Source organism: Parasphingopyxis sp. (genome assembly GCF_052168295.1).
Taxonomy (GTDB): Bacteria; Pseudomonadota; Alphaproteobacteria; order Sphingomonadales; family Sphingomonadaceae; genus Parasphingopyxis.
In genome coordinates this window covers 1-8,491 of the sequence record NZ_JBQLZN010000065.1, presented here as the reverse complement: position 1 = coordinate 8,491, position 8,491 = coordinate 1, and the positions used below count along the sequence as shown (strand labels likewise).

The following is an 8,491-nucleotide window of genomic DNA, read 5'->3' as shown; positions in this document are numbered from 1 at the left end:
TGGGCGGTCGGGAGGGGGTGAGGGCCGGTGCGGCGATTTTCCGCAAGGAAAATTCTGACAAACTAAAACCCGGTGCCGCGGCATTGCGCGAGCAATGTTCTGACAAACACATCCCCCCGCCGGTTGACACTGGTTGACACAGGCCGGGCATACCCGCCCCGCTCACGCGCTCTCCGTCCCGTCCTCCCCCGCCTCCTCCTCCATCGCCGCCTTTACCCGCGCGATCTTGCGGTCAAGGCGGGCGCGCAGTTCTTCGGTCGAGAGCGGCCGCCGCGCCGCGCGCGCCGCTTCGGCAGCGTCCGCGCGTTTGAGGAGCGTCACGAGGATCGCGTCCGAATAGCGTTTGCGCGTCGTGACGACTTCGCCGCCATGGACGACCGGCTCGTCCACCCCCTCCACCGCCCGCTCGAACGCCGCCGCCTCCAGCACCGGCAGCGCCTCGGTCAGCGCCCGCTCCCAGGCATCCGCAAACCCTGCATCGCGCTTGCGGTGGCGATAGGCGCTGGTCGTGGAGATATTGGCGATGGCGCACGCATCCCGCACACAGCCCGTCCGCGCCAGCGCATGGAGAAACTTGCGCTTGCGCGGCGTCGTCCACCCGTCATGCCGGGTGCGATAGGGGGCTGGGGGTTCCGGCGCGTCCCGCACGGCAGGCAGGCGCGGCGGATCGGGATCGGCCATGATCGGGCTCCTCACACAGGGAATGGAGCCGATCTATTTATACTATCCGGGGGTCTGTAGGACAGGAAATAGGATTGCTAGGAGCCAATCACATTATCAAGGACCAGTTCCTCAAGCTGACTCGTTATTGATGAGCCCTTTCTCCAAATGCCGACCAACTGCTTACCGTCGATAAGTGCGACGACATACGATTCGGATGAAACTCTCACTCTTTCGGTTTCTACACCGCTGGTAAATTTACCCGTCGTCACAATAAAACCAAGTTTGCATCTCCGATTTCGAGTTTTCATTTTCTGCAGAAATGACTGAATCTCTTTTGTTCCAACAGGATTGCTCGGCCAGTTTTTTGCTTCGGCTAACACCATCGGACTCTCAGACAGAATGCCGCTTGAAACCCGACTATGAACCACGACGTCCATTTGTTGCGAGCGATTCGAGATGTCCCTGCCTTTGACGTCGAAATCTTCGACTTGGCTAAACAGAATTGCACAGAGCAGCTCAAGCAATACGCCCTTTTTTTGATCGTTCTGCTCAGCGGTTGCCAGATTATGGTAATGATCCAGTACGGTGGTTGCGGCGTTGTCGGAGAGCATGAGATTTCTCTCATATATGTAGTCGCCAATTGAACCATAAAAGTTGTGCGCTATCAGCTTTCCTCCTTTCGGTTTCAACTCGATAAACGCGGGATTCAGCGGAAGGCTGTCGATCAAAAAATCTTCAGACTCAAGAAAGTTTTGAGGAGCTGCTATCCCAATCGACAGCTTCTCGTCTGCCATTGAAGCAGCGTTCGCTCGGTTAGCCCAAGAACTGCTCTCAGGTTGTAGAACATGGAAGTACCAGGCTCGGTGTTGATTACGTTCAAGTAGATGAGGTCGCCACCCCACATTGTCGCCAATTTTTCCGTTGGGTTCTAAGATCGCCGCCGGAAACTCCGATAGCAAAACACTTTCTATGCTCGGCAGTAGATCAGCAATGGGGTCTCCACGCACGTTCAGATACCTTTACTGATCCTGGTCAGCTCCTTTATCAGGTCTCTTAGTGCTGCCTTCAGCTCTCCTCTATGCTCTGAGTGCAGGCCGCTTTCGACGAAATCGTCCAACCGGCTAGGTAGCGCATTTATATCTCGCATAATCTTTTGAAGCCCAACACTTGCGGCCGCGCCGATTTCAAACGCGTCTTCTATAGTGGCGTCATGTTTCTCTATCAGTGTAACCAACGCTTCTTTCGCCCGGCTGCCGACCTTACCCTCGCTCTTCGCCGTATCCCAAAGCGTGCCGACATGTCGAAGATCAACAATATCTGACTCGATATTGTTCTCGTACTTTTTAAGGAAGACATCTCGCAATTGGGCCGGACTGAGGTTTGTTATCGGTTTATCATCTGCAGCTTTCTTCTCTTTCCGCCTACGGCTAAGCACATTCTTGTCCAACTCGACGAGCAGTTGATAGCTCAACTCACCATCAGCAACTTTTTGTTGCTGGGCTTTCGGAAATTCGAGCACGCGCAGCATGTTGCGTATTCGATCTTGAGTGAGGCCGGTAATGCGCTGCAGGTTTCGTATTTTGGTCTCGCCGGTCTCTTCCATAATTTGCTCGAGCGCCCAAGCGGTTTCAATCTCTTCCCACTCTTCGCGCAACATGTGGATGTTGAACATCCGGATCGCGTTGTCGTTTGTGCTGGGCCGTTTAACGACCAAGGCTGGAATTTTGTCCCAGTTTATCAGTCTGGCTGCTCTGAAACGGCGCTCGCCATCCAGAAGTATATATTTGTGGCCGCTCTTTTGTTCAGATTTGTAAACAGTAATTGGTACTTGGAGTCCGATGTCCTCGAGCGAGGCTGCAAGCTGCTCTATCGTCGTAGGTTTGAAAGTTTGACGGGGGTTTCGAGGATTGGGTTCTATTTGATCAATGGATACTTCTTCGAGCTGTCCTACTGGCGGGTTCGCGGCGCCATTTTTTGGCTTCGAAGGATTATCGCTTTTTCCCGCTGGCATAGTAGATTTCCTCGTATGTAGGCACCGATGAGCTTCCTGGTGCACCACCTAAAGTAGAATGTTGCAGCAGAGTATGTTCTACTCTTTCGACATTAGTAAAGTATTCCGACATTATATCATAAAGTTTGTGCCCAACCTTCTCAAGCAATCCATTGGTTGGGTAGCTGATGTAGGTCTCCGCGCCGAGTTCGGCAGCTCGGGATAGGAATTTATCGAATTCACCAACCACAGAAGTCTTCCTTGAAAATCCTGTATTGAATCTTCCGTTCCGATAACGACCTTTTCCTGTGCATTCGGGATAGTCGTACAAAACCAGCGTCTCCAATACGTGATAGTATCGACTGTACTGAGCGCGAGAGTAGGGAGGATCTGCATATATAACGAGATTCTGATCATGCAGTTCTGCCGCATCTAAAAGTTCGACAGCATCCCTTTGGAATGTCTTATTACGTGATCGGTCCAAGCAATCTGGCAACCGAAATTCATCTAAGGCTTTCCAAAAGCGTTCTAGCACAGAACGGCTTCGAATACGGGCGATATACTTAGTGTTCTTGCTGTCTCGCGGAGCTAGGAATTGCGCAAAATGGCCAGAAGACGCCGAGCAATGACTGACCGCCTGAAGGAGGGCCGCGAGATAGAATGCGCGTCTGTCTTTTGAGGACTTTGATATCGCGTAGCGGATTGAGTCTATCTCGATCGCCTGCTGAAAGCTGAAATAGCCTTGAGTGAAATAACGTACGAACAGGCAGTATGGGAATAGATTTGGGTTGTCTCGATAACTAACAATATCATGCATTCCCGAAACACTAATCGGGTATATATTGTTGGATGCATCTTCGTATAATCTACGCAATCTAGACCACTGGCCATTCATCGCGCGCGCAATAGCAATTTCTTCGTCTGAAACATCTTTCGAAAAAACGTTCTTCAGGGCGACGGCATTTTCGTTGATATCGTCAGTTAGTTCATCTTTAGCGTTTAGAGACGTGGGCTTTGGTTCTTGCGCAACAAACAATGCGCGGGCGATAGTTTCAGCAAATAGATGAATGTCATTTGTGTACAGAGTATGCTTTGCCGATACCTCTGTTCCGACGGCACACATGCCGGAAAAGGCATCAAGGATTATTGCGTCTGGATGACGCGCCGATATGAGCTCTCCTATTGCTGGCGCAAGCGACCGTTTGCTTCCCATGTATCTAACGTTGGCCACACCGTTTTCCGATCAGTTTATCGCGCCCGGACTGCCTAGAGCAATTTATTGCAACAGTGAACTTTCTATGTTTCTCGGGTTACGCTAGGCTTCCCATCGATTCATTCGCATACAACCGGCTTAAAACCGGCACAAAGTATCACTTTGTGACGAACCCTAACGAGGACATATGACCACCACCGGCCACGACACGCTTTCCACCCGTTCCGCCCTCACGGTCGAGGGCAAGACCGTCCACTATTACAGCCTCGCCAAGGCCGCCGAAAAGCTGGGCGATGTTTCGCGGCTGCCCTTCTCGATGAAAGTGCTGCTCGAAAACCTGCTGCGCTTCGAGGACGGGAATACGGTCACTACCGAGGACGTGCAGGCCTGTGTGGACTGGCTCAAGGAGCGGCGGATTTCGCGCGAGATCCAGTATCGCCCGGCGCGCGTGCTGATGCAGGATTTTACCGGCGTGCCGGCGGTCGTCGATCTGGCGGCGATGCGCGACGGGATCGTGGCGCTGGGCGGCGCGGCGGAGAAGATCAATCCGCAGGTGCCCGTGCATCTCGTGATCGATCATTCGGTGATGGTCGATGAGTTCGGCACGCCGACTGCGTTCGAGGAGAATGTCGCGCTCGAATATCAGCGCAATATGGAGCGCTACGAGTTTCTGAAATGGGGCGCGGGCGCGTTCGATAATTTCAAGGTCGTGCCGCCGGGGACGGGCATCTGCCACCAGGTGAATCTCGAATATCTGGGGCAGGGCGTGTGGAGCAGCGCGGATGCGGACGGCGAGACTGTGGCCTATCCCGATACGCTGGTCGGCACGGACTCGCATACCACCATGATCAACGGGCTCGGCGTGCTCGGCTGGGGCGTCGGCGGGATCGAGGCCGAGGCGGCGATGCTGGGGCAGCCGGTGAGCATGCTCATACCCGAAGTCGTCGGCTTCCACCTGACCGGCGAGCTGGCCGAGGGCGTGACGGCGACGGATCTGGTGCTGACGGTCGTCCAGATGCTGCGCGAAAAGGGCGTGGTCGGGCGGTTCGTGGAGTTTTACGGCTCCGGCCTGAAGGCGCTGACGCTGGCCGACCGGGCGACGATCGCGAACATGGCGCCCGAATATGGCGCGACCTGTGGCTTCTTCCCGATCGACGAGAAGACGACCGACTATATGCGCCTGACCGGGCGGGACGAGTGGCAGATCGCGCTCGTCGAGGCCTATTGCCGCGAGCAGGGCCTCTGGCACAATGTCGACGATCCCGATCCCGTGTTCACCGACACGCTGGAGCTGGACATGGGCATGGTCGTGCCGAGCCTTGCCGGGCCGAAGCGGCCGCAGGACAAGGTGATCCTGCCGCAGGTCGACGAGCTGTTCAACGACGACATGCAGAAGGTCTATGGCCGCGACAAGAAGCGCGTGCCGGTCGAGGGCAAGGACCATGATATCGGCGATGGCGATGTCGTGATCGCGGCGATTACGAGCTGCACGAATACCTCGAACCCGGCGGTGATGGCGGCGGCCGGGCTGGTCGCGAAAAAGGCGCGCGAAAAGGGGCTGAGCGTGAAGCCCTGGGTGAAGACGTCGCTGGCCCCGGGATCGCAGGTGGTGACGGATTATCTGGAAAGCTCGGGCCTGCAGGACGATCTCGATGCGCTGGGCTTCGATCTGGTCGGCTATGGCTGCACGACCTGTATCGGGAACAGCGGGCCATTGGCGCCGCCGATTTCGAAGGCCGTGAACGAGAATGATCTGGTGGCGGCGAGTGTGCTGTCGGGGAACCGGAACTTCGAGGGCCGTGTGAGCCAGGATGTGCGGGCGAATTTCCTCGCCTCGCCGCCGCTGGTGGTGGCCTATGCGCTCAAGGGTACGGTGACGGAGGATATTACCGAGACGCCGCTGGGGCAGGGGAGCGATGGAGCGGATGTGTTCCTCGCCGATGTCTGGCCGAGCAATGCTGAGGTAGCCGAGACGATCCAGGCGCATGTCAATCGCGATATGTTCGAGACGCGGTACGCGAATGTGTACGATGGGGACGATATGTGGCGCTCGATCGATGTCGAGCCGTCGGCGACGTTCAACTGGCGTTCGGGCAGCACCTATGTCCAGAATCCGCCCTATTTCGAAGGGATGACGATGGAGCCGGAGGCGATCGAGGATATCGTCGACGCGCGCCCGCTCGCCCTGTTCGGCCAGTCGATCACGACCGATCACATCAGCCCTGCCGGCGCGATCAAGGAGGATTCGCCGGCCGGTAAGTATCTGAAAGACCGGCAGGTTTCCCGCGCCGACTTCAATAGCTACGGCTCGCGCCGCGGCAATCACGAAGTCATGATGCGCGGCACCTTCGCGAACATCCGCATCAAGAACCAGATGCTCGACGACGTCGAAGGCGGCTACACGCGGCACATCCCGTCCGGCGAAGAAATGTCGATCTACGACGCCGCGATGCGCTACAAGGAAGAGGGCACGCCGCTCGTCGTCATCGCCGGCGCCGAATACGGCACCGGCTCGTCGCGCGACTGGGCAGCGAAGGGCACGAACCTGCTTGGCGTAAAGGCCGTGATCGTCGAGAGCTTCGAGCGTATCCACCGCTCGAACCTGGTCGGCATGGGCGTCCTCCCGCTCCAGTTCGCCGAGGGCGTGACGCGCGAGACGCTGGGGCTGGACGGCAGCGAGACCTTCACCATCCGCGGCGTGGCAGACCTCGATCCGCGCCAGACGGTCGAGGTAGAGATGACCCGCGCCAATGGCGAAACCGCGACCTTCGAAACGCTCTGCCGCATCGATACGGGCAACGAGATGGAGTATTTCCGCAACGGCGGCATCCTCCATTATGTGCTGCGGAATCTGGCGAGGGACTAGCGGCGCAGCACCTTCCGCTCAGTCGGCGGGCGCTGCGGGCGCATAGTTCAGCCGGCCGATTTCGGTAATCCGGCCATCCTCCATCCGGCCTTCGACCAGCTCATAACCGAGCAGGGCGAAGGTGCGGGTGCGGAGGAAGATCGGACGGGCATTGCCGTACCAGTCGGTGCAGGACGCGCGGCAGCCGTCATCGACGACACCCTGCACCATCGCATCCAGTTCGCCGGCGCGGGAGAATTGGCGGTCGTCGCGGCGCAGGAACAGCATGGCGGCGGCACTGCCGAACAGCTGACGATATTCGGGCTGGACCTGCCGCGCGATCGGCAGGCCGAGCGTGCCCGATGCGCCGCCCGGTGAACCCGGATCGGGCCGGTAGAAATAGGCATGGCTGCGCGATTCGCCCTGGCCCGCCGCTGGCAACACATAGGCGTCGCCGAGATTGGGCAGGCCGCCGCTCAACTCTATCGCACTGAACCCCAGGCCGTTTTCAAGATTGCTGCCGACGATAATGGCGTCCGCCCCCATCGGCTCGATCCGTTCGACGCCATGGCCGAGCCGGAACTCGGCAATCGATCCGCCGCTCAATGGCACGGCGTAGGCCAGCGGTTCCGAACTATAGTTGGGCGGGTTGCGCCATGCATTGGCCCGGCCATGACCATAGATCAGGTGATCGCCGACGAACCGGTTCTCGAACTGATAGGTGCTCTGATTGCGTTCGAGATGCCGGTAGTAACGCTGGCGGACTTCGCTGCTGCCGTCCCCGAATTCGCTCAGCGGCACGCGGATCAGGCTGATCGTGCCGGTCGGTGCCTCGGGCTCCCACATGGCATTGCTGCCCCCGCCCCCGCGCACGACGACGTTGAGCATGTCGGGATCGGAATCCGCGCGGAAGGAGAATTGGTTGACCGGTGCGCCGCGCGCGCCGATGGCCGAGGGTGCCTCGTCGCCGAGCGGTAGCCGGTAGATATGCGAATAGCGGGGCGTGCCCGATCGATCGAACGGATCGGCGTTGCTGACCCAGAGATAGACCGAGTCTCCAGAGACATAGAATTCGCGGGACGGGCCGGCGATCACGCCGGTCGCGGTACAATCGAAACCGGGCGAGGACACATCGCAACTCGTGACGCTGTGCAGTGTCGAGAAAGTCTCCGATGCCGAACGCCGGATAGCGGGCGTCGCATAGACCCGATCGGGAGCCGTGATGCGTTCGAACACCCGGTTCTCCGGATTGCCGTCCCAGCGCTTGACGCCGGGCAGCGCGTCCAGCGGATCCTCGCCGCGGAACAGGTTGAGCGGCGTGTAGAAGATCAGCCGGTTGCCGATCAGCCGCGAGGCATAATTGTCGGCCGAATAATAATCGTTGGACCGCAGATGGTGCGCGTCTTCGAATGTCAGTTGCCCGCCTTCGGAAAGCCGGAACCGGTTCACTTCCGTCCCGCCCCGGCCATAGCTGTAACCGATGACGATGACCCGATCTCCCGCGATCAGCATCTCGTCATACCAGGACCGGCTGCCGTCGGTATCGGGCGGATAGGCATCGATCATGTCGATCGGTCGCATGCCGCCATCGGCGATCGAGACCGTGAACAGCCGGCCGCGCCGCAGGATGACGAGAATGTCGCCCCGGATCTTCACGATCCCGCCCTCATCGACTCCGGCCGTCTGGTTGTTGGTGATGCTCTCTGAGTCCGCCATTTCGGCCGCTGGTGCCCAGGTCATTAGTCAAGCGGCGATCGAAACTAATCGCTGTAGCCAGCTC

6 protein-coding genes are annotated in these 8,491 nt (G+C 58.2%); 1 reads left to right on the top strand and 5 read right to left on the bottom strand.

Annotated features, from left to right (window positions below; translation table 11 throughout):
- Positions 1 to 162: 162 nt before the first annotated feature.
- From ACTS1Z_RS10905 to ACTS1Z_RS10890, 4 genes are all read right to left on the bottom strand, one after another.
- Positions 163 to 681 (bottom strand): hypothetical protein, encoded by a 519-nt coding sequence (locus tag ACTS1Z_RS10905; protein ID WP_442624490.1) that lies wholly within the window; start codon positions 679 to 681, stop codon positions 163 to 165.
- 77 nt (positions 682 to 758) lie between these two features.
- Complete coding sequence (locus tag ACTS1Z_RS10900) at positions 759 to 1,670, bottom strand: restriction endonuclease (protein ID WP_442624489.1); 912 nt, start codon at positions 1,668 to 1,670, stop codon at positions 759 to 761.
- A 2-nt stretch (positions 1,671 to 1,672) separates the two neighbouring features.
- Positions 1,673 to 2,674 carry a ParB/RepB/Spo0J family partition protein gene (locus ACTS1Z_RS10895; RefSeq protein ID WP_442624488.1) on the bottom strand — a complete coding sequence of 334 codons (1,002 nt, stop codon included), beginning with the start codon at positions 2,672 to 2,674 and terminating at the stop codon, positions 1,673 to 1,675.
- Complete coding sequence (locus tag ACTS1Z_RS10890; protein ID WP_442624487.1) at positions 2,652 to 3,866, bottom strand: DNA adenine methylase; 1,215 nt, start codon at positions 3,864 to 3,866, stop codon at positions 2,652 to 2,654. Before ACTS1Z_RS10890 ends, ACTS1Z_RS10895 begins: the two co-directional genes overlap by 23 nt.
- 187 nt (positions 3,867 to 4,053) lie before the next feature.
- On the opposite strand from ACTS1Z_RS10890, the gene acnA reads away from it, so the two are divergent.
- The gene (gene acnA, locus ACTS1Z_RS10885; protein WP_442624486.1) at positions 4,054 to 6,732 is read left to right on the top strand and encodes an aconitate hydratase AcnA; all 2,679 of its coding nucleotides are present in this window, start codon (positions 4,054 to 4,056) and stop codon (positions 6,730 to 6,732) included.
- An 18-nt stretch (positions 6,733 to 6,750) separates the two neighbouring features.
- On the opposite strand, the gene ACTS1Z_RS10880 is transcribed toward acnA, so the two are convergent.
- Complete coding sequence (locus ACTS1Z_RS10880; protein WP_442624485.1) at positions 6,751 to 8,451, bottom strand: beta-propeller domain-containing protein; 1,701 nt, start codon at positions 8,449 to 8,451, stop codon at positions 6,751 to 6,753.
- Positions 8,452 to 8,491: the final 40 nt, after the last annotated feature.